The organism is Rhodoferax sp., assembly GCF_028688795.1.
Lineage (GTDB): Bacteria > Pseudomonadota > Gammaproteobacteria > Burkholderiales > Burkholderiaceae_C > Rhodoferax.
This window is the reverse complement of sequence record NZ_JAQTXM010000013.1, coordinates 63,461-88,079: the sequence shown is the minus strand read 5'-3', so window position 1 is coordinate 88,079 and position 24,619 is coordinate 63,461. Positions and strand designations below refer to the sequence as shown.

At 60.7% G+C, this 24,619-nt stretch carries 20 protein-coding genes; 11 read left to right on the top strand and 9 right to left on the bottom strand.

Annotated features, from left to right (window positions below; genetic code table 11):
- The first annotated feature begins 4 nt into the window (after positions 1-4).
- The 3 genes from PHQ58_RS11470 to PHQ58_RS11460 are packed head-to-tail and all read left to right on the top strand — an operon-like array spanning position 5 to position 3,970.
- On the top strand, positions 5-889 hold the full coding sequence (locus tag PHQ58_RS11470; protein WP_300111134.1) for a J domain-containing protein: 885 nt from the start codon (positions 5-7) through the stop codon (positions 887-889).
- Positions 890-904: 15 nt separating this feature from the next.
- Positions 905-1,234 carry a chaperone modulator CbpM gene (locus PHQ58_RS11465; protein ID WP_300111133.1) on the top strand — a complete coding sequence of 110 codons (330 nt, stop codon included), beginning with the start codon at positions 905-907 and terminating at the stop codon, positions 1,232-1,234.
- Positions 1,235-1,273: 39 nt separating this feature from the next.
- Positions 1,274-3,970, top strand: a complete 2,697-nt coding sequence (locus PHQ58_RS11460; protein WP_300111132.1) for a cation-translocating P-type ATPase — start codon at positions 1,274-1,276, stop codon at positions 3,968-3,970.
- A 90-nt stretch (positions 3,971-4,060) separates the two neighbouring features.
- Here the strand turns inward: PHQ58_RS11460 and PHQ58_RS11455 are convergent, their stop codons facing one another.
- Entirely contained in the window at positions 4,061-4,564 is a 504-nt protein-coding gene (locus PHQ58_RS11455) for a hypothetical protein (protein WP_300111131.1), read from the bottom strand.
- 290 nt (positions 4,565-4,854) lie between these two features.
- Between PHQ58_RS11455 and PHQ58_RS11450 the strand changes: the two genes are divergently transcribed.
- From PHQ58_RS11450 to PHQ58_RS11435, 4 genes are all read left to right on the top strand, one after another.
- Positions 4,855-5,085 (top strand): hypothetical protein, encoded by a 231-nt coding sequence (locus tag PHQ58_RS11450; RefSeq protein ID WP_300111130.1) that lies wholly within the window; start codon positions 4,855-4,857, stop codon positions 5,083-5,085.
- 5 nt (positions 5,086-5,090) lie between these two features.
- The gene (locus tag PHQ58_RS11445) at positions 5,091-13,547 is read left to right on the top strand and encodes a glucoamylase family protein (RefSeq protein ID WP_300111129.1); all 8,457 of its coding nucleotides are present in this window, start codon (positions 5,091-5,093) and stop codon (positions 13,545-13,547) included.
- A 122-nt stretch (positions 13,548-13,669) separates the two neighbouring features.
- Positions 13,670-13,984 carry a BON domain-containing protein gene (locus PHQ58_RS11440; protein ID WP_300111128.1) on the top strand — a complete coding sequence of 105 codons (315 nt, stop codon included), beginning with the start codon at positions 13,670-13,672 and terminating at the stop codon, positions 13,982-13,984.
- A gap of 53 nt (positions 13,985-14,037) precedes the next feature.
- Positions 14,038-14,259 (top strand): CsbD family protein, encoded by a 222-nt coding sequence (locus tag PHQ58_RS11435; protein WP_300111127.1) that lies wholly within the window; start codon positions 14,038-14,040, stop codon positions 14,257-14,259.
- Between the two features lie 117 nt (positions 14,260-14,376).
- Here the strand turns inward: PHQ58_RS11435 and PHQ58_RS11430 are convergent, their stop codons facing one another.
- Both PHQ58_RS11430 and PHQ58_RS11425 read right to left on the bottom strand, forming a co-directional pair.
- The gene (locus PHQ58_RS11430; protein WP_300111126.1) at positions 14,377-14,784 is read right to left on the bottom strand and encodes a YXWGXW repeat-containing protein; all 408 of its coding nucleotides are present in this window, start codon (positions 14,782-14,784) and stop codon (positions 14,377-14,379) included.
- A gap of 18 nt (positions 14,785-14,802) precedes the next feature.
- Positions 14,803-14,943 (bottom strand): hypothetical protein, encoded by a 141-nt coding sequence (locus tag PHQ58_RS11425; protein ID WP_300111125.1) that lies wholly within the window; start codon positions 14,941-14,943, stop codon positions 14,803-14,805.
- On the opposite strand from PHQ58_RS11425, the gene PHQ58_RS11420 reads away from it, so the two are divergent.
- Together PHQ58_RS11420 and cls are read left to right on the top strand one after the other, a co-directional pair.
- Positions 14,942-16,879 carry an AsmA family protein gene (locus tag PHQ58_RS11420; protein WP_300111124.1) on the top strand — a complete coding sequence of 646 codons (1,938 nt, stop codon included), beginning with the start codon at positions 14,942-14,944 and terminating at the stop codon, positions 16,877-16,879. The two genes, PHQ58_RS11425 and PHQ58_RS11420, sit on opposite strands and share 2 nt — an antisense overlap.
- Positions 16,876-18,264 (top strand): cardiolipin synthase, encoded by a 1,389-nt coding sequence (gene cls / locus PHQ58_RS11415; RefSeq protein ID WP_300111123.1) that lies wholly within the window; start codon positions 16,876-16,878, stop codon positions 18,262-18,264. The genes PHQ58_RS11420 and cls overlap by 4 nt, the downstream gene beginning before the upstream one ends.
- Here cls and PHQ58_RS11410 read toward each other — a convergent pair.
- Genes PHQ58_RS11410 through PHQ58_RS11395 form a run of 4 tightly spaced genes read right to left on the bottom strand, consistent with a single transcriptional unit; the run spans position 18,224 to position 21,603 of the window.
- Positions 18,224-19,000 carry an ABC-type transport auxiliary lipoprotein family protein gene (locus tag PHQ58_RS11410; protein ID WP_300111122.1) on the bottom strand — a complete coding sequence of 259 codons (777 nt, stop codon included), beginning with the start codon at positions 18,998-19,000 and terminating at the stop codon, positions 18,224-18,226. The genes cls and PHQ58_RS11410 overlap by 41 nt on opposite strands.
- Complete coding sequence (locus PHQ58_RS11405) at positions 18,997-19,926, bottom strand: MlaD family protein (RefSeq protein ID WP_300111121.1); 930 nt, start codon at positions 19,924-19,926, stop codon at positions 18,997-18,999. Before PHQ58_RS11405 ends, PHQ58_RS11410 begins: the two co-directional genes overlap by 4 nt.
- Complete coding sequence (locus PHQ58_RS11400) at positions 19,923-20,768, bottom strand: ABC transporter ATP-binding protein (protein WP_300111120.1); 846 nt, start codon at positions 20,766-20,768, stop codon at positions 19,923-19,925. The genes PHQ58_RS11405 and PHQ58_RS11400 overlap by 4 nt, the downstream gene beginning before the upstream one ends.
- A gap of 1 nt (position 20,769) precedes the next feature.
- Positions 20,770-21,603, bottom strand: coding sequence for an ABC transporter permease (locus PHQ58_RS11395; protein WP_300111119.1), 834 nt, complete (start codon positions 21,601-21,603; stop codon positions 20,770-20,772).
- Positions 21,604-21,769: 166 nt separating this feature from the next.
- Here PHQ58_RS11395 and PHQ58_RS11390 point away from each other — a divergent pair, with 166 nt between their 5' ends.
- Together PHQ58_RS11390 and PHQ58_RS11385 are read left to right on the top strand one after the other, a co-directional pair.
- Positions 21,770-22,348 carry a BON domain-containing protein gene (locus PHQ58_RS11390; protein WP_300111118.1) on the top strand — a complete coding sequence of 193 codons (579 nt, stop codon included), beginning with the start codon at positions 21,770-21,772 and terminating at the stop codon, positions 22,346-22,348.
- Positions 22,349-22,360: 12 nt separating this feature from the next.
- Positions 22,361-22,831 (top strand): glycine zipper 2TM domain-containing protein, encoded by a 471-nt coding sequence (locus tag PHQ58_RS11385; protein ID WP_300111117.1) that lies wholly within the window; start codon positions 22,361-22,363, stop codon positions 22,829-22,831.
- A 47-nt stretch (positions 22,832-22,878) separates the two neighbouring features.
- Here PHQ58_RS11385 and PHQ58_RS11380 read toward each other — a convergent pair whose 3' ends face one another.
- Together PHQ58_RS11380 and PHQ58_RS11375 are read right to left on the bottom strand one after the other, a co-directional pair.
- A complete protein-coding gene (locus PHQ58_RS11380; protein ID WP_300111116.1) occupies positions 22,879-23,604 on the bottom strand; it encodes a Crp/Fnr family transcriptional regulator in 726 nt (241 codons plus the stop codon).
- A gap of 101 nt (positions 23,605-23,705) precedes the next feature.
- Positions 23,706-24,527: a response regulator gene (locus PHQ58_RS11375; RefSeq protein ID WP_300111115.1), complete on the bottom strand. Its 822-nt coding sequence runs from the start codon at positions 24,525-24,527 to the stop codon at positions 23,706-23,708.
- Positions 24,528-24,619: the final 92 nt, after the last annotated feature.

Genomic DNA, 24,619 nt, shown 5'->3' with positions numbered 1-24,619 from the left:
CACCATGAAATACAAAGACTACTACGAGATTCTGGGCGTGCCGCGCAACGCCAGCCTGGATGACATCAAGAAGGCTTACCGCAAACTGGCCCGCACGCACCACCCGGACATGTCCAAGGCGCCGGACGCCGAGGTTCGATTCAAGGAAATTGGCGAGGCCTACGCCACACTGAAAGATGAAACCAAGCGCGCTGCATACGACGAGTTGGGGCACCCAAAAGCCGGCGCTGACTTCAGGCCACCACCGCAATGGCAAGAAGACTTTGCAACCGGCGGCATGTCGTTTGAAGACCTGGACCTGGCAGACTTGCTAGCCGCCATGGGACGTGGACAAAGAGGACAGCCGCACAAACCCATGCCGAGCAAGGGCCAGGACTTTGAGACTTCGGTGAGCATCTCACTCGAAATGGCCCAACATGGCACCTCGGTCAACCTGAGCGTGGCAGACGGCACCGGTGAGCACACGCTGCAAGTCACCATTCCGCCAGGCGCCTGCCAGGACCAAAAGCTGCGCTTGCGCGGCAAAGGCGGCAAGGGCCACAACGGCGGGCCCGACGGCGACATTTACCTGCACATCAATCTGGCGCCACACAAGGTGTTCCGGCCCGACCACCATGACCTGTACTTTGACCTGGCGCTGGCGCCATGGGAGGCTGCCCTGGGGGCTGAAGTTGAAGTACCCACGCTGGACCAACCCGTGCTGCTGACCGTGCCACCAGGCACACGCTCAGGGCGCAAACTGCGCCTGCGTGGCCGGGGCCTGGCAGCCGGCCACAGCGACCTGTACGCCATGGTTCGCATTGACGTGCCCACCACACTGACACCTCGTGAGCGCGAGCTATTCCAGGAATTGGCCAAGGTTTCAAGTTTCAACCCTCGCGCGGTCTAGCCCAAAGGAGCACCCATGTCACAAAACCCGACGGAATTCTTCAGCCTGGATGCCAGCACCACCGTGACCCTGTATGAACTGGCTGAGTGTTGCGGCCTGAGCGCGGCAGAGCTCGATGAACTGGTGGACTACAACGCACTGGTACCGTTAACCAGCGCGCCCGAGCGGGCCTTCAGTGCCCAGTGGGTCGTGCCACTGCGCAAGGCCGCCAAGATGCGGGTTGACTTTGACCTGGATGTGTTCACCGTCGCCATTTTGCTGGGCCAGCTGATTCAGATTGAACTGCTGGAGCGCCAGGTGCAATCGCTGCAGGCGCTGGTACCCGCGAACGTACGGCAAGCTTGACATGTTGCGGCTCACCACTGCAAGCCTTCAGCAACAGCCATGACCACCCGCGTGCAGGAAGCCACTGATGACCCTTTAGCCAAGGCCCCGGATTCCTGGCACCAGCGCGAGGTGCACGAGCTCACCACTGAGCAAGCCGTCAATCCAGACCATGGCCTGCAGGCGGCCGAGGCTGAACGTAGACTCCGCCACCATGGGCCCAACGAGTTACCCACTGCGGCACGCCGCCAGCCACTGGCCTTGTTCGCCGCACAGTTCACCGACTTCATGGTGCTGGTGCTGCTGGCAGCAGCGGTGGTGTCCGGCCTGATTGGCGACCTGATCGACACCATGGCCATTCTGGTGATCGTGCTGCTCAACGCTGTCATTGGTTTTGTGCAAAGCTGGCGCGCCGACCAGGCCATGGCGGCACTCAAACAATTGGCAGCGTCCCAGGCCACCGTGCTGCGCAACAGTCAGGCCCAGCAAGTGCCAGCGCGCAGTCTGGTGCCAGGTGACATTGTGTTGCTGGAGGCAGGCAACAAAATTCCTGCAGACCTGCGGCTGATCCGCACCGCACAACTGCAGGTAGACGAATCGGCGCTCACCGGCGAATCGGTCACGGTGGCCAAACACACAGCCGCTTTGCCTGACACCGCCGACAGCGCTTTGGGCGATCGCCTCAACATGGCATTCAAGGGCACCACCGCCACCCATGGCCGGGCGCGCGGCCTGGTGGTGGCCACTGGCCCAGCCACAGAACTTGGCAAGGTCGCCAAATTGCTGGATCAGGACGACCGCAGCACCCCGCTACAGCGGCGTCTCGCCGCCTTTGGCAAACGGCTGGCATTGGTGGTGATTGGCATTTGTGTGGTGATCTTTGTCGCAGGCATTTGGCGCGGCGAACAAGCACTGCTGATGGCCCTGACCGCCATCAGCCTGGCGGTGGCCGCTATCCCCGAGGCTTTGCCAGCCGTGGTGTCGGTGCTGCTGGCCTTGGGCGCAAAACGCATGGTGGCGGTGCACGCGCTGGTCAAACGGTTGCCATCGGTCGAAACCCTGGGTTCGGTCACCACCATTTGCTCTGACAAAACTGGCACCCTGACGCAAAACAAAATGCATGCCGAATTAGCGTGGGTCAGCGGCAAGCCCTGGCTACCCGGTGAAGGGCCACCCGGGCCGGTGCTACTGGAAGCCCTGCGCGCTGCGGCCCTGTGCAACGACGCGCACCCAAATAGCAGCAACCCGGCGCCCGACTGGCAGGGCGACCCAACTGAGACAGCTTTGGTCATGGCTGCACAGTCCGGCGGCGTCGACAAGGCAACGCTTGAAGCTGCCTGGCCACGTTTGAAAGAATTGCCATTTGATTCTGAACGCATGCGCATGACCACCCTGCACCGCGGCGGTGTGGGCTTTGTCGGCTACACCAAAGGCGCACCTGAATCGGTGTTGGCATGTTGTAACGCCCAATGGTCACCGGCGGGCCCACAGACGCTTGACTCAAACGCGGTGATCACCCAAGCCAATACCCTGGCCGCGCAGGGCTTGCGCGTGTTGGCTTTGGCGCGGCGTGACCATGCCCACTTGCCAGATCTAAAGGCAGCTGATGGCATCGAACAGCAGCTGCAGTTTCTGGGACTGATCGCACTGATTGACCCACCGCGCCTTGAGGCTGCCGCGGCGGTGCGCGACTGCATCAGCGCCGGCATCTCGCCGGTGATGATCACCGGTGACCACCCCGCCACAGCACGCGCCATTGCGCAGCGCCTGGGCATCGTGGCCAACGCCCAGGCCGAGGTGCTGACTGGGCAAGACCTGGGCACACTCGACGATGCGGCGCTGCGCTCAAAAGTGGCGCAGGTGCGCGTCTATGCCAGGGTCGACCCGGCACAAAAAATCCGCATTGTGGAAGCCCTTCAGGCCCAGGGCCAGATCGTTGCCATGACCGGTGATGGCGTGAACGATGCCCCCGCCTTGCAGCGCGCCGACATTGGTGTGGCCATGGGCAAGGGCGGCACAGACGTGGCGCGTGAGGCCGCCAGCATGGTGCTGCTGGACGACAACTTTGCAACCATCGTGGCGGCCGTGCGCGAGGGCCGGCGCATTTACGACAACATCCGAAAGTTTGTGCGCTACGCCATGACCGGCAACTCCGGCGAAATCTGGACGCTTTTTTTGGCGCCCATGCTGTTGTTGCCAATTCCGCTGCTGCCCATTCATATTCTGTGGGTCAATCTGGTGACTGATGGCCTGCCCGGCTTGGCGCTGGCGGCTGAACCGGCCGAACGCGGCGTCATGCAACGCCCACCCCGTGCGCAAGCCGAGAGCCTGTTTGCCAACGGCATGTGGCAGCACATTCTGGGTATTGGCCTGCTGATAGCCGGCCTGTGCCTGGGTGTGCAGGCCTGGGCCCTGTCCACTGGTCATGCGCACTGGCAAACCATGGTATTCACCGTGCTGACCCTGTCACAAATGGCGCACGTGATGGCGATTCGCTCCGAGCGGGACAGTCTGTGGCAGCTCGGTCTGGGCAGCAACAAGCCTTTGTTGGGTGCCGTGCTGCTGACTTTTTTGCTGCAAATGGCAACCATTTATGTGCCGGTATTGAACCCAATCTTCAAGACCGAGCCCCTGAGCCTGACTGAACTTGCCATCTGCCTGGCGGCGTCGGCCGTGGTGGGCATTGTGGTTGAGATCGAAAAAGCCTGGCGCCGGCGGAGCAACCCAACCCTGGCCCCGACACCCGACACGCTATAAACCATGACCGCCTTTTTTTATATATAAAACAAGGCTGCAGCCCTTATTAAACATGCGCAAGAAGCTATATTTTATGTAGCAAAAAACCGCTTACCCGACATCCTCAAAGCGCACGGCTCGCGCCGCTTCGAGCACTTGCGGTGCCGACACCGCCAAAATATCTGCCGCAGCGCAATCACCCAGCCAGGGGTTGGGCTGGGCAAACCAGCTGGCAAGCTGCCAATCGTCGTAAACCCCGACCAGCTCAGCCAAGACAGCGGGTAGGCCCGCACGTAAGCTCAAGCCCACCGGATTGAACTGAAACAGCGGTAGCCAACGCCTGCCCTGCCACTCGATACAAATCACCTCACGCTTGGTGATCCAGCCTTCCAGTGGACACACTTCGCGGCCACCATACAACTGGAATCGCCCGGCAACCTCTTGCGCCCTGGCCAACCCGCCACTGCGCCGAAAGGCATTGAGCAGCGCAACAAACTGGTTGTTTTTGTCAACGTCTTGCGCCAGTTGGGTGGCTGCATTTTGAGTCTCTGGTGTCGCACGGCCGAAGCGGCCCGTTGGTGCCAGAGCCGCTCGCAACAGGTTGGGGCTTTGCATCGTCTTTCCTTGGGTTTTCACAATGGGCTGACGATAAGTGCTGCACCGCAACACGGTCTGTGCGTTGGCGAACCGAATTCAAAACAAGCGTTGCCGCGCTACATGCCTGCGCAACGCGTCTTGCTGTCGTTATGTGTTGGTTGGCGTACAGACCCAGCACCGGCACATGCCCATACTTGGCTTGGCGATTCACCTTTGCCGTGTTGGCATTGACATCGCCAGTACACATCAACCCTGAACCAGCACAGCCGCAGCGCTGCGTTGGTGGAGAACCTACTATGCACAACCCAATGACTTCTCACCACGCATGGTGCACGGCGTCACACACCGACGCCACCAATTCGACTAGCGCTGACCTGCGGGTGCTGCGTGCGCACCTGGGCGACTGCCCACAAATGCATCGGCATCTAATGACCATCAATCGTGTGGCGCAGTCCATTAACGGCTTTGTTGTCACACGCTTCGTCACCACCCTGGTGGTTGTGGCTGTGCTTTTTGGTGTTGGGTATTGGGTGCTTTAGCGCGTATGGCAAGCCCTACCCTGAGCGAGCTGGTACCTGAAGCGTCGCCCATTTTTTTACAAATTCTTGATGCTGCGCGCGGTGCCGTTGAGCCCCCCATACGTTCAGAAATCTTTGGCCCGCAGCGCTTTGCGCAGCATGGCCGCAGCTTGGGGCAAACGCATCGCGCGGTCCAGTCCGCCACGGGTTCCGGCAGTTTTTTTCCTCGCATCAAAAACAACCTCACCGCGCTGCGCGAGGCGCACCATTACATCAGCGTCCAGGCCAGCACGGGGTATGACATCAGCCCGGCGGCCGAATGGTTGCTGGACAACTTTCACCTGATTGAGGCCCAGCTCACTGAGGTCACGGCTGACCTGCCGCGCAGCTATTACTCGGCCTTGCCCAAACTGCTTGACGAACCGCTGGTCGGGCTGCCCCGCATCTATGGCGTGGCCTGGGCCTTCGTGGCGCACACCGACGGTGCCTTTGACGAAGCCATGCTGGTGGAATTTTTAAGCGCCTACCAGGAAACGCGCGAACTCAATCTAAGCGAGATGTGGGCGCTGCCCACCACTTTGCGGGTGGTGCTGGTCGAAAACCTGCGTCGGCTGGCCGAGCGCGTGTCGACCAACAAGGCCGCGCGCGAAGCCGCCAACCTGTGTTTTGACAAGATTGACAGTTACACACCCGACACGCTCAACGAACTGCTGGACCTGCTCAATGCGCGCGGCGTTGGTCGGGTCTTTTTAGTGCAACTGGCGCAACGACTGAACGACCTGCGCCCGACTGAACCAACGCCTGAGCAAGACAAATTTCAGGAATGGCTGCGCAATGCCCTGCCCGACCTGGCGACCCTGCAGCTACAGCAGGGGGCCGACCAGGCCGCCGACAACCTCAGCATGAGCAACGCCATTACCTCGCTGCGGGCCATTGGCGACGCCGACTGGCCAAACATCATTGCCCGCACCAGCGTGCTGATGCAACTGCTGTTGGCTTCAGCCGTCTTTGAAGCCGAAGACAACACCACACGCGACCAGACCCTGCATGCCATCGAGCGCCTGGCCAAACGCAGCCATCGGTCTGAAATCGCGGTCGCACGCAGCCTGCTTGGGCTGGTGAATGCGCCGACAAACACCGATCCAACCCACGGCGTGGCTGCTCACTGGTTGCGTGGTTCTGGCCAGCCAGCTTTGTGGCAGGCCCTCGGCTTGCACGCACCCGCCACGCTGCGCTGGCAATTGCGTGCCAGCCGTTTGGTTTTGCCTGGCTACCTGGGCATTCTGTTTGCCACTTTGGGTTTTGTGTTGTGGCTCTTGCTGCGCCACAGTTCGGCAGACTCAGGCGGCATGACATTACTGGTCATGCTGCTGGCGCTGTTTCCCGCCTCTGAGGCGGTGGTGGCCATGGTTCACCGCCTGATCAGCGAATCGGTTCGACCCCAACACCTGCCACGGCTGGCATTGGCGCAAGGCATACCGCCCGAACACCGGGTGATGGTGGTGATACCAGGCATGCTGACCAGTGCGGCATCCACCCTGGAACTGGTGAACCGCCTGCAACTGCATTACCTGGCCAACCCGGAGCCAAACGCCCAGTTTGCGCTGCTGACCGATTGGGCCGATGCCGACTCAGCGCAGCTTGCGTCAGACGAAGCCAACTTGGCCAACGCCACGCAAGGTGTGCAAAACCTGAACTTGCAGTACCCCAGAAACGCCGATGAGACGAGCCAGGCACCGCGCTTCATTGTGTTGCACCGGGCCCGGCTTTTCAGTGAATCGGAGCAGCGCTGGATTGGCTGGGAACGCAAACGGGGCAAGCTGGAACTGTTGGTCACCGCCCTGGCGCAGCACACACACGGCGTATTTCTGGATTTGGGCGATACGTCCCGCATGGCGCCCGGCACGCCTTACATCGTGACCCTGGACAGCGACACCCAGCTGCCCCCCGGTCGGCTACGCGAGCTGGTGGGCATCGCCGCACACCCGCTCAACCAGCCGCAGCTGGACGCCACCGGCCAAAAAATTGTGCGCGGCTATGGCATCTTGCAACCCCGGGTGGCCATGCCGCTGCCAGCCGTGCGGGAATTCACGCTTTACCACTGGTTATTTGCCGGCCAATCCGGCATTGACCCCTACAGTGCCGCCAGTTCCGAGATTTACCAGGATGTGTTCTCCGAGGGCACCTTCACCGGCAAAGGGCTGCTCAATGTGCGTGCCCTGCATGCCGTGCTGGCCAACCGCCTGCCTCAAGGCCAGGTTTTGAGCCATGACTTGCTCGAAGGCGCCATCGCGCGCTGCGCGGCAGTAAGCGACCTTGCCGTGCTTGAAGATGCACCTTTTCATTCTGATGTGGCGGCCTCAAGGGTGCACCGTTGGACCCGTGGCGACTGGCAATTGCTGCCATTTTTGCTACAGTCCAAGCGCTACAAGCTGAGCGCCATCAACCTCTGGAAAATGGCCGACAACCTGCGCCGCTCCCTGGTGGCACCCATGTCTTTGGCCTTGTTGCTGGCCTCGCTGCTGGGCCTGGCCATGTCACCCTGGGTGGCCTTGGCGCTGGTGCTGGCAGCTTTTTCCGGCGGGCCGGTGATGGGCGCCGTGGCGGGATTTTCGCCGAGCCAGGACAGTGTCGCCAAGGGCCATTTTTACCGCGCGGCTGCGATTGATCTGGCTCGCGCGCTGTGTGGCGGCCTGTGGCTGTTGGCGCAGCTGTTGCAGCATGCGCTGCTGTCGCTTGACGCCATTGCGCATGCGCTTTACCGCATGGGCATCAGCCACCGCCATCTGTTGCAGTGGACCACCGCCGCCGCCGCCCAAGCAAGTGCCAAGACTGATTTTCGGGGCATCTTGCGCCAACACCGCACAGAGCCGCTGGCGGCCCTGGCCCTGCTGGGCGCCTTGCTGTGGGCGGGCACACCAACCCCCATCTTGGCTGGCGCGCTGTGCCTGTTGTGGGCGGCCTCACCCGTGTGGACTTGGTGGGTGAGCAAAACCTATGCTGTTGACGACGACGTGCAGCTGCCGCAGGCCGAGCGGGATTACTTGGCAGGGGTTGCGCGCGACACCTGGCGGTTTTTTGAACGCTGCGTGGGACCGCAAGACCGCCACCTGCCGCCCGACAACCTGCAGTCCACGCCCTACGACATGGTGGCCCACCGCACCTCGCCAACCAACATCGGCCTGTATTTGCTGAGCGTGGCCTGCGCCCGCCAGTTTGGCTGGATTGGCACCCAAGACCTGCTGACCCGCCTGGACGCCACACTCGGTTCGCTGCTCACGCTGCAACGCCACCGCGGCCACTTCATGAACTGGTACGACACACAAAGCGGCGAGCCGCTGCTGCCGTGTTACGTTTCGACCGTAGACAGCGGCAACCTCAGCGGTCACCTGCTGGCGGTGGCCCAAGCGTGCCGGGAGCTGGCGCCCTCACCTTATGACCCAGCGCTTGCTCAAGTGGCCATAAATATATGCAAAATTAGGCTACAGCCCTTTATTAATAAGCGTGAGTCACTATCAACAACAGAGCGCTCTGAACTCAAATGGCTGCTGGCTGACCTGCGCAGCACCCAGGCGTCGGCCAACTTGGACGCTCTCGCACAGGCTGTAACAACACCCAATGCGCCCACGGCAAGCCAACGCCTGCACCAGCTCGCAACCGCGCTTGAGCAATTGGCCTGGCAAGCCGACTTCAGCTTTTTGTACAGCCGCAGACGCCACCTGTTTCACATTGGCTACCGCGTGGCCGAGCACCAGCTCGATGCCGGCTTTTATGACTTGCTGGCCTCAGAGTCCCGGCTCACCAGTCTGTTGGCCATTGCCAAAGGTGACGCGCCGGTGCGGCACTGGAGCGCTTTGGGGCGGCAATTTTTTGCCGTGGGCGCCAGCGCCGGGCTGCGCTCCTGGAGCGGCTCCATGTTTGAGTACCTCATGCCGGGCGTGGTGCTCCAAGAGCCTTATGGCAGCGTGCTGCATGAAGCCAGCCAGGCGGCATTGCGTGAACAAATGGCCTATGCCAAAGCGCAAAACGTGCCCTGGGGCATTTCCGAATCAGCCTATGCCGCCAGTGATGTCACCCTGGCCTACCAATACGCACCGCATGGCGTGCCCAGGCTGGCCTTGCGCCTGACGCCACCTGATGAACTGGTGATTGCACCCTATGCCACCGCGCTGGCGGCACAAATCGCACCGCACTGCGCGTATGCAAACTTCAGGCTGTTGCAAGAAATCGGGGCGCGCGGTCGCTATGGCTTCATTGAAGCGCTTGACTACTCAGCACCCGGGCGCACCAGCAACGAGCCATTCACACCGGTGGACACCGTCATGGCGCATCACCAGGGCATGAGCATCGTGGCGCTGGCCAATGTGCTCCTGCAAGGCGCTGCGCTGCGCTGGGGCATGGCCAATGCGCATGTGCAGGCGGTGTCTTCGCTGCTGCATGAACGGGTGCCGCGTGAAATACCGGTGCTGCGGGCCTTACCCATTGCCCTTCAGCCCAAACCCCAACGGCGACGCGCACCCGGGCTATTTCGCGAAGTACTTCCGGGCAGCAACGCTATTGAACCCTCGCACATCCTGTCCAACGGGCGCTACAGCGTGTTGCTGCGCGCCAATGGGGCTGGTTTAAGTCGCTGGGATCAGACTGGCATCACGCGCTGGCGGGATGATGCGCTGCGCGATGCACTGGGCAGCTTTTTCTTTGTCCAGTGGCACGGGCAAAGCCAGCCCTACTCGGTCACCCAGCACCCAACGCCCGACCCGGCAGCGTTTTACCAAACTGTGTTTCATGCCGACCGGGTGAGTTTTGACGCCCAATGGTCAGAGCTGCAGGCGCACACCACGGTGTGGGTCAGCCCTGAGGATGACATTGAGTTCAGGCAGGTGGAGCTGAGCAACCTGAGCCAACAAACGCTGGAAATTGAACTGACATCGGCCTTTGAGGTGACGCTGTCCGACACCCGTGCCGACGAAGCCCACCCAGCCTTCACCAACCTGTTTGTCACGGCGCAGTGGCTGGCGTCCCAGCAGGCGCTGCAGTTTGAGCGCAAGCCCCGCCTGCCCACCGAGCAAGGTATGAAAGTCGCTCACTTTTTAACCGACATCAGTGGCGCCGTTAGCCAGGTGCGCCTGGCCACGGATCGCCAGCGCTGGCAAGGGCGAAACCAGGGCAGCAGCCAGTTGCTGGCAGGTCTGGACCCTGTGCCAGAGGCCCTTGATGGTCAACCGGTGGTGCTCAACACCGGTCTTGACCCGGTCTGTGCCCTGGCCGTCACCCTTCGCATTGCACCGGGTGCCAAAGCCCGCATCACCTTTGCCACAACAGCCTCACTCAACACGCAAACCTTGCACGCCGTGATCGACAAATACCGCCTGACCAGCCATGTGCAACGGGCGTCGCTGATGTCCGCCACCATGACCAGCATCCGGCTACGCGCCCTGCGCATCTCGCCTGAGAATTTTGCTGCCATGCAAACCCTCAGCACCGCCCTTGCCTTGAGCCTGACACGAGTGCAAGCCCGGGCCGTGCGCCCTGAGAGCGCCGCCACCGAGGTGTGTGACCGCCGCTTGCTGTGGCGCTTTGGCATCTCGGGCGACCGACCGATCATCCTGGTGTTGACCGGTGCCACCCAGGGCTTGGGCTTGCTGCGCGCCATGTCGCAGGCGCTAAACCTGTGGGCCTGGAGTCGACAGGCCTGTGACCTAGTGGTAGTGAATTCAGAGCCTGCCTCTTACCTGATGCCACTGCAACGGGAAATCGGCGCGCTGCGCGAGCGCCATGTGGCCGACTGCAACGCCAACGGTGGCCAGGCCACCACCGGTTTCCATTTAATCCCTGCCACTGAGCTGTCGCATGACGAGTTAAGCACCCTGCACAGCCTGTCCCGCGTGCTACTGCACGCTGATGGCCGCCCCCTGGCCTTTCATGTGCAGGAACTCAACCGCCGGCACGAACTGGTCCAACTGCTGCGGCTTGACACATCCACCAGCGCACTGGACATGACCACCAGCCACACGGCGGGCGCGCCATCGCAGGGCAAGTTTACTAACGCCACGGGCGAATTTGCCTTTGAAGTCAGCGCCACCCAGCGTCCGCTGCGCCCCTGGATCAACGTGCTGTCCAACGCCAACTTTGGCGCGCAGATTTCAGAAGCCGGCGGCGGCTACACCTGGGCCGTCAACAGCCGGCTGAACCAGCTCACGGCCTGGTCAAATGACCCTGTGGGTGACCCACCGTCAGAGTGGTTCTTGTTGCAAAACACCAAAACCAGCGAGGTCTGGCCCCTGTCGCCGTCGGCAGGCGTTCCCCTGAGCCTCACGTTTCAGGTGCTGCATGGCCAGGGGGTGAGCACCATCAGCCACCGCCACGGCGATTTGCAGGTGAGCGTGGCGTGGTGCGTAGACGCCCAAACCAGCGTCAAACAAATTGAAGTCACGCTACTCAACCGTGGACACAAAACCCAGCATTTGCGCCTGATCGGTATGGTGGAGTGGCTGATGGGCGCCAACCGCAGTGACCGCGGCACGGTGCGCACAGCATCGTTTCACCAGCGCTTGCCAGCCAATGCACAGAAATTGACCGCCATGCTGAGCACGCAGCGTGACGCCAGTGCTGGTTTTGGCGGTGGCACCGCCTTCTTTGGCATGGCCGGAGACGCCGACGATGCCGAGGACTGGACCTGTGACCGCCGTGAGTTCTTTGATGCCCGTGGCCGCCTGGTCATCCCCGACCACTTTGGCCAGCGCAGCGGCGACGGGCTTGACCCCTGCGCCGCGCTGACCACACGCATCAAGCTGGAGGGTGGCAGCAAAGTCACCCGCACGTTTTTATTGGGTTACGCCCAGACGTCCGACGCAGCGCGCCAATTGGCCACCCTGGCCACCCAGACCCCAGCAGCGCAACGTCGGCAAAAGGTACAAGACAACTGGCAACACTTGCTAGGCGCCACCACCGTGAGCACGCCCGACCCCTTGTTTGACGTGATGGTGAACCGTTGGCTGCTGTACCAAGCCGTGTCATGCCGCTTGTGGGCCAAGGCCGGCTTCTACCAAGCCGGAGGCGCCACCGGGTTTCGCGACCAGTTGCAGGACGCCATGGCACTGGCCTGGGCTGCGCCTGACGTGCTGCGCGCACAAATCATCTTGAATGCCTCACGCCAATTTATACAAGGCGATGTGCAGCATTGGTGGCACGAGCCACTGGGGGTGGGCGTGCGCACCCATTTCTCTGACGACCTGCTTTGGTTGGCCCATGCGTGCGTGTATTACCTGCAGACCACGGGCGATGCTGCGCTGCTCGATGAACAGGTGCCATTTCTTGAGGGCATGGCCATACCTGCAGGGGCAGAAGACGCTTACTTTGCCCCCACCACCAGCGCAGACCATGCCTCGGTGTTTGAGCACGCGGCCCGGGCCATTGACCGCAGCCTGGCCGTGGGTGTGCATGGCTTGCCCTTGATGGGCAGCGGCGACTGGAACGACGGTATGAACCGCGTCGGCATAGAAGGCCGTGGCGAGTCAGTTTGGCTGGGCTGGTTTTTGTGCCAGTTGGTCGAAAACTTTGCCCCGCTGGCACGCCAGCGCGGCGACGCTCAACGCGCCGCCCGATGGGAAGCCGCCGCCGTGGGCTGGCGCAACGCATTGAACAACACCGCCTGGGATGGTGAATGGTTCAAGCGGGCGTATTTTGACGATGGCCAGGCACTTGGTTCCAAAGACAACCCCGAAGCAAAAATTGACCTGATTGCGCAAGCCTGGTCGGTGTTGTCAGGCGCTGCCCCTTTGAACCAGCAAAGCAAGGCAATGGCCGCTGTTGAGCAGTATCTGGTGGATACCGAATCTGGCCTGATCAAGCTGCTAGACCCGCCGCTGGCCCATGCCGTGCCGAGCGCTGGTTACATCCAGGCCTACCCGCCCGGCGTGCGTGAAAACGGTGGCCAGTATTCACATGCCGGCGTTTGGGCGCTGATGGCGCAGGCCAAACTCGCAACAACAACAACAACGCTGGACGCGAGCCAAGCTGACCTTGCTTACCGCTACTTCACCTACCTGAGCCCAGCGCACCGTGCCGCTCACCCAACCCATGGCCTAGCTTATGGGCTGGAGCCCTACGTGATGGCCGGCGACGTCTACACCCAGCCGCCCTATGTGGGGCGCGGTGGCTGGAGCTGGTACACCGGTGCGGCCGCCTGGCTGCACCGCGCGGGCATCGAGTCCATATTTGGGTTGCGCCAGCGGGCCAAAACCTTGACGTTCACCCCTTGCCTGCCGTCGCGCTGGCCACAAGCTGAAATCACCCTGGTTCGCGGGCAGCAAGAGATGCGCTTCATTTTGGTACGCGCCAGCGCGTCTGCCGCGCTGCAAGCCACGGAACAGTGGGGCGCACAGTTACTCAACCCGGGCCAAGAGCTTGATTGGCAAAATCTACCAGCTAAAACGTGCTTTGTGATTCCCCTGCCACACCCAACAGAACTTTCTGAGCTCTAAGTGCGCTAGCGCACGGAAGAAGCTGCGCGCAACTTTTACAGTTCGCTCATCGACTGGGAAAAGCTCAGCGAATCGCCCATCGGTGGTGGGGCTTTCACCATCCATATCCTTTGGAGTTTCTTATGCAAATTAAAACCACACTCGTCGCCGCCATGATGGCCGCAGCCCTCCTCACCACTGCCGGTTGCGCGGTGAGCCGTGGCCAGGAAACTGTCGGCGCTTATGTCGACGATGCAGGCATCACCACCTTGGTCAAAGCCCGCATGGCTGAAAGCAAGCTGGTTAGCGCGTCTTCCATCAGCGTTGAAACCCTGAACGGCACCGTGATGCTGTCTGGCTTTGCCAAGAGCACCACTGAAAAGAGCGAGGCTGAAAACATTGCCCGCGGTGTCAAAAACGTGAAATCTGTCAAGAACGAGATTGCCGTTCGTCCTTGAGCCTGATTCAGGCTCAACGCGGTCAGTGATCAACGTAAGGTAAAGGAAATTTTATGAACTGGGATCGAATTCAAGGCAACTGGAAACAAGTCACCGGCCAAGCCAAAGAGCAATGGGGCAAGCTGACCGATGACGACTTTGATGTTGTCGCTGGCCGCCGCGACCAGCTCGCCGGCAAAATCCAAGAACGTTATGGCGTGGCGAAGGAAGAAGCCGAAAAGCAAATTGCCGAATGGGAACGCAAAGCCACGGATGCGTGGTTTCCCAAGGAATAGCAACACACACAACAGCAGCTCACGCTGCGCCTGGCCCTGGCTTTAAAGGTTGTCGCCCCGGATTCGCCTATCGGATCACGGGGCTTCTTCACGTGCGCCTAACGTGAAGAGGTGCCATCAATGACGACCATGACCCTTTTTGTCATCATGGCGGTTACCGTTGTCATGCTTGGGTTTCTTTGGCTTTTGCGGCTTTTGTGCCTTGACGGGTGGCACCGGCGCGCCGTGTTCCCAGCGCCCTGCCTGACGGTAAAAGGTACCGTTGCGCTGTTCCCAGCGGTCAGGCTGCCAGACGTAGCCCGGGCGCTGCAGCATGGAACGCCCGCGCACCCACACATGACGGTCGTTGTTCCAGGCCCAATAACCTGGGGCCCACACATAGCCTGGCCGCAGGTGTGGCGCTTCCTCAAACAAAGGCGCAGGCGGCGCCAGCACAATATTGATGCTGACCTGTGCAAAGGCCGTGCTGCCGGCGGCCAATGCCAGCGCAAGCGCCAAATTCCGAACAATACGCGTTGGTTTCATAAATATCCCCAAAGTAGGTTAAAACGCCATGTTCAAGGTTTGGCGCTTCGGTGTCAGTGCGTTGGCGTACTGAAGCCAACGCGCCGATGCCTTAGCCTGCACGATGCATGCGCCTGCACCAAACACCATCAACTCTATTTTTTTGAAGACATCAACCATGATTTTACGAACGCTCAAATGGGCGGCCAGCGTGTTGCTGGCATTGGTCATCCTGGCTGTTTTATTCATTGCCATGGCTGGCTGGAACTGGCTGCGCGCGCCGCTTGAAAAAAAAGTGCTGGCGCAAACCGGGCGCGTCCTGCAAATCAAGGGCGACCTGCACGTGGCGCTGGGCTGGCCCTGGCCACGCATTGAGGCCAACGGCGTCACGTTTGCCAACCCCTCCTGGGCAGCACAGCCCCAAATGCTGAACGCCGACCTGGTGGCGTTTTCTGTCCATTTGCCACAACTGTTGCTGCAAAACCTGGTGATGACAGACCTGCACTTGGTGCGCCCACTGGTGTCCCTGGAACTTGGCCCAGATGGCCGCAAGACCTGGCTGCTTGACCTGAACCAGCAAGACGAAGGCGCCAGCATCCTGATTGACCGCCTGACACTTGACCAAGGCGTCATTGCTTACGACGACGCCAAGGGCAAAACCAGCATTCAGGCCGAGCTTTCCACGCCCGCAGCGCCAACGGAGAGCAACGGCGCGGCCGGGGTGAACTTCAGCGTCAAAGGCAAATTCAAAGGCTTACCGCTGGTGGCCAAAGGCACCGGGGACACGGTGCTGGCCCTGCGCGATGAGGGCACGCCCTATGGCCTGAAAGTGGATGCCACCGTGGGCCAAACCCGCATTCAGGCCGAGGGTCACATCACCAGTCTGGTCAAATTCAGCGCAATCGACATGCAACTGACCCTCAGTGGCGACAACCTGAACCAGCTGCTCCCCCTGACCGGCATCGCCCTGCCCGCCACGCGCGACTATGTGGCCCAAGGGCATCTGGTGCGCAAGGGCAACATGCTGCGCTACAGCGACTTCTCCGCCCGCGTGGGCACCAGCGATCTGGCCGGCTGGTGGCAGGTCAAGACCGGTGGCAAACGACCCTTGTTGACCGGTGATCTGGTCTCTACCAAGCTCACCCTGGAAGACCTGGGCCCGGTCATTGGCGCGCGCCCTGGCAGTGTCAACGCGGCCAAGCAAGCCGTGGCGCTCACAGGCGCAGCCGGGGCCATCACACCGAAATCCAAGCGCGTGATTCCAGACTTGCCCTTCAAATTCGAAAACTGGGACACGGTGGATGCCGACGTGAATTTCAGCGCCAAGTCGCTGCGCCAGGCCAGCTACATGCCACTGGAGGCACTCACCACCCACCTGATGCTCAAAGATTCGGTGATGACGCTTGACCCATTGAAATTTGACGTGGCGGGTGGCCAACTCAATGCCGCCATCACGCTCGATGGGCGCCATGACCCGATTCAAGCCAAGGCCCAGGTGCAAATCAAGCGGCTCTCGCTGGCCAAGCTGTTGCCGGACGAGCAAAAAGGCCAAGCCAGTGTCAGCCAGATTGGCGGCAACATGACCCTGGCTGGCAACGGCAATTCTGTCGGCAGCATGCTGGCCCATGCCAATGGCAGCGTCGCCTTGTTGGTCTCTGGTGGGGAAATCAGCCAGCTGATGATGGAAAAAGCCGGCCTGCACCTTTGGGAAATCCTCCGGCTCACTGTCGCCGGCGACAAGCAGGTCAAACTGCGCTGCGCCGTGGCCAATTTTGATGTCAAGGCCGGCAACATGGCGGTCGACACACTGCTGCTCGACACCCAAGTGACCACGCTGCTGGGCAGTGGCAGCATCGACCTGGCGCAAGAAAAGCTGGATATAACCTTGACCCAAAAAACCAAAAACACCAGCCCGCTGGCCTTGCGCAGCCCGATTTACATCAGCGGCAATTTTGCCAAACCGATCGTTCAGGTGGATCAGGGCCGCATGGCAGCACGCGCATTGGGTGCCATCGCCCTGGGTGTGGTCAACCCGCTACTGGCGCTGCTGCCCCTGATAGATGCCGGCCCCGGCCAGGACAGTGATTGTGCGCAATGGTTGCAAGGCAAAAAATGAAACTCAATGCACTTGGTTTAGCGGCTTTATCCCTGTTTTTTGCACTGGGGCTGGCCGGCTGCGCAACCCTGCCCGATGCCGATGCCTTGATTGCGAGGCACAGCGCGCAAGCGGCCCGGTTTGAGAATGCGAGCGGCCCAGTGTCCATGAAAAAAAGCGCTGCCATCGTGACCGCGCTCAAACGCAAATCGGGCGACATTGACATTCTGGACAAACAACTGGCGCTGGAGCAAGCCATCAGTGACAGCCCGCTCACACTCGGCAACCACGTGACCTTGTTGCAAGACGGTGCCGCCACCTACGCTGCCATGTTTGCTGCCATTGCCCAGGCCAAAGACCACATCAACCTGGAGTCGTACATCATTGAAGACGATGCCACCGGACACAAATTTGCCACTGAACTGCTGGCGGCCCAGGCACGCGGTGTGCAGGTCAATCTGATTTACGACAGCGTGGGCGGCTTCAACACCCCCAAGGCATTTTTTGAGCAACTGACTCAAGCGGGCATTGCGGTGCTTGAGTTCAACCCCATCAACCCACTGCAAGCCAAAGGCGCCTGGCTGATCAACAACCGGGACCATCGCAAACTGCTGATCGTGGACGGGCGCGTTGTGTTCCTGGGTGGCATCAACATCAGCAACGTCTATTCATCAGGCTCAGTCATCAAGCGACCCGGCAAAAAAGACACCAACACCGTGGCCTGGCGTGACACCGACCTGCAAATTACAGGCCCGGTGGTGGCTGAGTTCCAGAAAATGTTCCTGGAAACCTGGCGCAAGCAGCATGGCCCGGCGCTGGCTGACAAAACCTACTTCCCCACGCTCAAGCCCCAAGGCAAAGACATCGTGCGTGCCATTGCCAGCACGCCGGACGACCCCTACAGCCAGATTTACCTGACGCTGATCTCAGCCATTGGCAACGCCGAAAAACACGTGCGCCTGACCAATGCTTACTTTGTGCCCGACCCGCAATTGCTCACCGCGTTGAACAATGCGGCGGCACGAGGTGTCGAGGTCAAGCTGATATTGCCCAGCCACTCAGACTCTGAGCTGGTGTTTCATGCCGGGCGCGCCCATTACCAAGAACTGCTCCAGGGCGGCGTGCAAATTTATGAGCGCCAAGGCGAGTTGTTGCACTCAAAGACTGCCATCGTCGACGGGGTCTGGTCAACCGTGGGCTCCACCAACCTCGATTGGCGAAGTTTTCTGGACAACGACGAGGTCAACGCGGTGGTTCTGGGGCCTGACTTTGCCGCACAAATGCAGGCCATGTTTGAAAAAGACCTGGCCGCCTCCATTCACATCACGCCAGAGGCCTGGGCCAAACGCTCCCTTGAGTTCAAGCTCAAGGAGTGGCTGGCACAGTGGTGGCGGCGCCTGCTTTAGCCGCCACAAATACCGCCAACTGGTCCACCACGGTTTGCACCGCACGGTTGGCAGCCAGCACGCCGCCATAGGCATCCTCTGAGATGGCGGGCACCACCGCTTCAAACTCTTGCCAGGCGAGCACCCGACGGGTGCGCTCCTCCAGCAGCGTGGCGCGCAAGGTAAAACGCACCTGGCTCGGACGGGTTTGAAACTCGTGTTGCAAGCGAACAATGTCGGTGTCAAGTCGCACCTCACCCGCGGCAGCCCCGGGCAGCAACACCACCGCCCGAAAAGCCCCGGTTTTCTCAATGGCAGCCACCAACAGCGGCCCCACCATGCGCGCGGGTGGGTCAACCCATTGGCTTTGTGCAAAGTAGTCCAGTTTGTGCGGCTCGCGCAGGTAAATGATGCGTGAACTGTCAAAGCCTGCAGCCGCATGTGGAGGATTGATCAGCAAGGTCACCGTCGCAGCCGTCCCAACCGTTGCCGGCGTAGCAACTGCGGTACCGGGCTGGGCTGGCGTTGCCCCTTGCGTGCGGTCAAGCGCATAAAAAGCGGTGGCTGGAGTTGCCGTAGGGCCCAGCACGCTACATGCACTCAGCGCCAACGCTGCCACGCCCATGGCGATGATGCCAAGCAATGACGCACCGGCAGCCTTGCCGCCATGGCGGGCCAAGCGCGGTATTCCATGCAGCCACGGGCCGCCATGTCGCAGCCCGCCTTGCGACGACGAATTTGTCCGCAAACCATTCATGGTGAAACTCCTTTTTCTCCCGGGCCCGCAGGCACAGATTGACGACCAAAAATCAAGCCACGTGGGTCACGTTCGGTCTGGTCGCTGAGGCGCCGCAAGGAGGTGGTCAGCGCACTCAGCTCACCCATCAGGCGCTCCAGTTCGGGCAAGGTGTCGGCGCTGAAGCGTTTCACGTCAGCCCCCATGGCATCCACGGTACGCCCGGTGCTGACACTGGTGCGCGCCACTTCCACGCCCATTTTTTCTATGGCGTCGGCACTGCGCCCAATGCGCGCCAGCACCGGCTCCAGTTGCGCCGTGACTTTGGCGGTGCGCTCGAAGGTGTTGGCGGCCTGGGTCAAACCGCGGTCAATGTCGTCTTTGCGCGCCGCCACGGTGCGTGCCACCAGCGCCATGTCGGCCAGCGCGCCCTTGAACGCTGCCTGGTTTTCTGCACTCAGCAAGGCGTTGATGCCGTCCGAGGTACTGTCAAGCTTGCCCAGCACGCTGGTCAGCACGTTTTCCAACCGCGCCGACAGCGATGGCTTGGTCAAAATCTGCGGGTAGCGGCTGCCGGCCTTCGCTTGCAACGGCGGCGAGCCTGCCGTGCCACCACTAAGTTCCACATAGGCAATACCGGTCAAACCCTGTGTTTTCAGCACCGCCACGGTGTCCTCCCGGACGGGCGTGCCATGCTCAATGGCAAACAACAGCTTCACCCGCTGCGGGTTGGCGCTGTCAAGCTCAATGTCTTGCACCTTGCCTACGTTCACCCCGTTGTATTTCACCGGTGCGTTCAGGTTCAGGCCAGCCACGGACTCGTCCAACACGGCCAGGTACACGTCGTATTGTTTCTGCCAGTTGCCGCCCGAGGCCAGCCACAGCACGCCGGCGATCAGCGCGGCGCCAAGCAGCAGCACAAAGGCACCCACTGCGGTGTAGTTCACTTTGGTTTCGATGATGACTCCTTGGGTTGCACAGGATGCTGCGCAGCGGTTTGCGCCGCACGGCCACGCGCGCCTTCAAAAAATGGCCTGATCAGCGGGTTATCCATTTGAGAGAGTTCAGCCATGGCGCCCACCGCCTGCAGCGTGCCGTCACCCAGCACGGCAACGCGGTCGGTCACTTGCCAGAGCAAATCCAGGTCGTGCGAAATCATCACAATGGTCAGACCACCCTGGTCGCGCAGGCGCAGCACCAGTTCATCCGCGCCGCCGGCGCTTTGCGGGTCCAGCCCGGCGGTGGGTTCATCCAGAAACAGCAGCTCAGGGTCAAGCGCCAGCGCTCTGGCCAACGAAGCGCGTTTCATCATGCCGCCACTGAGCTGCGCCGGGTACTGCGCGCCCACCTCGGGCTTCAGTCCGGTCAGCGCCAGCTTGGCAGCCGCGATGACATCAATTTCGGCATCGCTCAATTTGGTGTGTTCGCGCAGCGGCAAGCCAATGTTTTCCAGCACCGTGAGTGAGCCAAACAAGCCGCCGTGCTGAAACATCACGCCCCAGCGCAGACGCAAGCCCAAGGCGGCTTCACGCGACAGGCCTTTCAAGTCAACCCCCAGCACCTTGATGTGGCCCGAACTGGGCTGTTGCAGCAAAATCATCTCGCGCAGCAAGGTCGATTTACCCGAACCACTGCCACCAATGATGGCAAACACCTCCGCACGGCGCACCTGCAGGTTGATGTTGCGGTGCACCACGTGGTCACCAAAGCGGGTTGACAGATCGCTGATGTCAATCACCAGGTCGGTGGCGGTTGCGCTGGAAGACACGGTCGGTGGCGGGCTTGCCATGTCAGAGGTCCAGCACGCTGAAGGCCACCGAGAACAAGGCATCGGCCACGATCACCAGAAAAATCGACTGCACCACGCTGCGTGTGGTCTGCCGCCCCACGCTGTCGGCCCCGCCACGCGTGCGAAAGCCCTGAAAGCAGCCCACCATGGCAATGATGGCGGCAAATACCGGTGCCTTGCCAATGCCCACCAAATACGAAGTGATGCTGACCGCCTTGGCAAAGCGGTCGGTAAATTCACCAAAGCCCACCCCCAGCTGCGTCTTAGCCATAACCATGCCGCCCAACACGCCCAGCACATCGGCAAACACAGTGAGCAAAGGCAGCGCAATCACCAGCGCAAAAACCTTGGGCAACACCAGCAGCTCGTGCGGCTCAATGCCAATGGTGCGCATGGCGTCAATTTCTTCGGTGACCGACATGGTGCCAATTTGCGCCGCGTAGGCCGAGCCCGACCGCCCGGCCACGATGATGGCGGTGATCAGGGGCGCAAATTCGCGCAGCATCGACAACCCCACCAAGTCGGCGACAAAAATATTGGCGCCATACTGACGGAGTTGGTCGGCCCCCTGGTAAGCCACCACCACGCCCAATAGAAATGACAACAGACCCACGATGGGCAGTGCATCAAAGCCAGCGGTGCGCAGGTTGAACAGCACCACGCGCCAGCGAATGCGCCCTGGGTGAGCCAGCCAGCCGGCAAATACCTGTGCCGTCTCGCCAATGAACGCCAGCATGGCGCCCGCCTGCTCATACACGCTGGCAGCGCTGTGGCCCACGTGCGCCAGTGCTGCCGGGAAAGGTTTGGGTGCGAGCGGAGTCAGGTTTGTTTTCATGAAGGGCCAGAGACTAGGACAAGCCACGCGGTTGGTCTGTGCGCAAGGCCACACAGGCCCGCTACAAATTGCGTCACCAGTGTTCGCCAACGCACAGAGAAAACCCGTGCAGGCGCCCACAGTACAGCGTGTACCGATTGACCTTTTCACCCGGAGAACCCAACTCATGACAACTACTTTTGGCAAACACAACCTGACCCTGGCGCTGGCAGGTGTGATGAGCTTCTACTTGGTGGGCTGCAACCAGACAGAGACCCCTATCACCCCGCCAGGCAGCGCCGCCACGGTGGGCACGGCCATTGACGACAGCCTGCTCACCACCCGTGTCAAGGCGGCACTGATGGACAACATTGACATCAAAAGCCTGGACATCAAGGTGGAAACCCGAAAAGGTGAGGTGATGTTGAGCGGCTTTGTTGACAACCAAGCCCAAATTGACCATGCTGTGACAGTGGCGCGCGCAGTGCCTGGGGTGCAGGCCATTGACAACAAGGTTAGCCTCAAGGGCTCGCCCACCACCATTGGCACCAAGGTTGACGACACGTTAACAACCACCCGGGTCAAAACCGTGCTGATGGCCGATGAAGGCGTCAAAAGCGCTGACATTGCCGTGATCACTCGCAACGGCGAAGTCCAGTTGAGCGGCTTTGTCAATAACCAGGAGCAAATTGACCGTGCCCTGGAACTCAGCCGTGGCGTCGAAGGCGTCACCAAGGTCAGCAACGAGATGAGCATCAAAAAGTAAAGGAACCACACCATGAAAACCATCAACCAATTAAAACTCGCCGTCGGCGTCTCTGCCGTTTTGGCGCTCAGTGCCTGCGGCAACATGAACACCGCCACACCAGCAGCCACCACCTACCCCCAAAGCACCAACGTGTACACCCAGTATGGCGTGGTGCAGTCGATTGAGTTGGTGCAACAAAACGTAGCGCCCACCACTGGCGTTGGCGCGGGCACCATTGCAGGCGCCTTGGTCGGCGGCATTCTGGGGCATCAAGTAGGCGGTGGTAGCGGCAACACTGCCGCCACCGTGTTGGGTGCCGCAGGCGGCGCGTATGTGGGCAACCAAATGGAAAAGAACCAGGGCACCCAGCAAGTGAACGCCTACAAGCTCAACATTCGCCTGAACAACGGCACCTATCAGGCCATCACCCAGAGCAGCGCAGATGACATTCGCGTGGGTGACCGGGTGCAAATTGACAACGGCGTGGCACGGCGCTATTGACCTGTTGCTGCGAGCGCAACGCTCGCAGTGACGCTGCCGTGCCGCAGTTAGTTCACGTCGCTCAGCAGTCGGTCCAGCTCTTTTTTGACCACGCCATAACACTCGCAAGCGGCGGTCTGCAGGCCGGCACGGTCCAGCACACCAATATGGCCGCGGCGGTAGCGGATGTAGCCCATACTTTGCAGGTGGCCGGCGGCATCGGTCACGCTTTCGCGGCGCACGCCCAGCATGCTGGCTACCAGTTCCTGGGTCATGACCAGTTCACGGTCAGGCAGGCGGTCAAGTGTCAGCAACAGCCAGCGGCACAGTTGCTGCTCTACTGAATGGTGGCGGTTGCAAGTGGCGGTTTGGGCCATTTGCGTCATCAGCGCCTGGGTGTAGCGCAACAACAAACGCTGCAACGCGCCGCCTTTGTCAAATTCCTCTTTCAAAACATGGCGGTCCAGCCGGTAGGCCTGGCCTGCAGTTTGAACCACGGCCGAGCTTGACGTGGTGTCGCCGCCCATGAACAGGGCAATGCCCACCACACCTTCATTCCCCACACCAGCGGTCTCAGCAGAGGCACCTGTTTCGGTCACATAGTGCAAGGACACGATGGAGGTGGTGGGAAAGAAAGCGTGGCGCATTTGTGTGCCGGGGTCATACAGCATCTGTCCAAGCGCCAGTTGCACCAGTTCCAATTGCGGGGCCAGGCGCTCAAAATCCGCAGCAGTCAAGGCTGCCAGCAGGTGGTTTTGTTTGGGGCTCGGGTTTGTGGTTTGCGGTAAAGCCATGTGTATTCGCCTGATCTAATGGTTATTTTGGACGTGATGCCGACAGGAAAACATGCGATTTATCATATGTATGTCTGCACTGAACGCCTTGCTATTGACCGCTAATGCGTTGCAGTGAGCTCCACCCCAATGCCACGGTAGCCCACAAAGCGGCTGTTGCTGTTGAACATGGGCTCACCGCTGACCTGAAAGGTCTGCTGGCTGCCGTCCGGGCCCACGCGGTGAAACACGTAGTCCAGAAAGGGCTCGCGGTTGGCAATGGTGGCGCGCAATTTGGCGCGCTCGGCCTCGTCCCAGCCGCTTGCCAGCGTCGGGCCTGCGTCGCTGCGCAACTTCTCCACCTGCACGCCCAGCATCTCCAGCACCGGTCCTGAGACTTTGGTGAAATTGCCGTCCTCGTCCTGCTCCCAGTACCAGTCTGAAGCCAGCTCGGTCAGGCTGCGGTAACGCGCCTCGCTCTCGCGCAGCTCAGCGGTGCGCTCGGCCACGGTGGCCTCCAGCACCTTGTTGTAGTCGGCAAGTTTTTTGTAAAGCAGTCGCACTTCAAGCATGTTGTGCAGACGGGTTTTCACCTCCACCAGGTCAAACGGCTTGCTGATGAAGTCTTTGGCACCCGCAGCCAGAGCGCGCAGTTTGTGGCCGGGCTGGGCGGTCAGCACAATCACTGGCAGGTAGTCGTCGACGATGCTGGTCTTAAGCCCTTCCATCACCTGAAAACCGTCCATGACCGGCATTTGCAGGTCAAGCAAGATCACATCGAACGGGGTTTTGCGGTGTAGCGCGCAGACCTCTTCGGGTTTCATGGTGGCAGTGACATCGGTGTAGCCGGCATCACCCAGCAACTGCTCCAACAGTTGCACATTGGCCGGCTGGTCGTCCACGATCAGAATGCGGGCTTTGAGAATATCGACGGTCATGGGCATGGTTGTTTCCTTGTCATTGCTTCTTGAATTTTCATATGCTATTTAAAATATAGCTATCTGCGCTTATTTAATAAGGGGTTCAGCCCATATTC